This window comes from Testudinibacter crocodili (assembly GCF_006228025.1).
GTDB lineage: Bacteria > Pseudomonadota > Gammaproteobacteria > Enterobacterales > Pasteurellaceae > Chelonobacter.
The window spans coordinates 1-954 of record NZ_VDHF01000088.1 but is presented as its reverse complement, the minus strand read 5'-3'; the positions used below and the strand labels follow the sequence as shown (position 1 = coordinate 954).

Sequence of the window (954 nt, the reverse complement as noted above, 5' to 3'; positions counted from 1 at the left end):
TTTAGTTAGTCCATTATGAGCAGCCAGATTTCTCTTAAGTTCACTAAATAAACCCTCCAAACGATTAGTCGTTTTTTCAATATTTAATTCAGCGTATTTTTCAAAGGTAAATAAATGATCCATATTCCGTAGCAAGCTTGCATAAGCACTACGAACGCCACGATGCTTATAAGGATATTTACCTTTTTCATCAGGCTTATCAGAACGCTCATTTAAGAATGTTTTATGTTTAAGATACCAATGATACAGATTTATATAAAACTCATTCTTACGGCTTATTTTGAGTGTTTTAACAAGTATTTTTAACTCTTTTCCCGCTTCTGATTTTGGCTTTCGGGTTAATTTTCTGATGACAAGTGCAACTTGGTGAAATTGACACATCTGGATCGGTGCATTTAAAAGATCTTTCAGTAAGCCTCGCTTTCCATCGCAGGTAATAGATTGAATATAATAATTTTTTTCTCTTAATTCATTAATGGCTAATCGGTAATATAAGGCTTTCTCCGTACTTACTACACGATGAAAAATGACTTTTTCGGTGATACTATCCATCAACACAAGAATACCAAACTCACGACCGAAGAAAGTCGTATCCATTAATATATTTAATTTTTGATTTATTGGTAAATTTAATGATGCTTTCGGTGCTTTTAATATATATCGTTGGATCGTTCTAACTGAACAATGATATTTATCAGCAAGTTGTTTGTAGGTTTGTTTTCCGAAAGTGTAATCAGACCAAATTTTAATGGGATCTAATTTTTTCTTGGAGATGAATGTTTTATTGCAGACATTACATTTATAACGCTGAATATTATTACGAACACCATATTTGCGAATATTTTGATTTTGGCAGAAAGGGCAATTTTTTATTCATATTTCAAAAAAGTGGGTTAAAGCCAATTACTATAAGGCTTTAGCCCACTTTTTAGCAACCATTTTGTCTACTATACC

General features: G+C 32.0%; 1 protein-coding gene. It reads right to left on the bottom strand.

All coding sequences use genetic code 11. The features are described 5' to 3' along the window. On the bottom strand, positions 1-840 hold an 840-nt coding region (locus tag FHQ23_RS09610), incomplete at its 3' end, for an IS256 family transposase, variant Zn-binding type (RefSeq protein WP_442805776.1). Between the last annotated feature and the right edge of the window lie 114 nt (positions 841-954).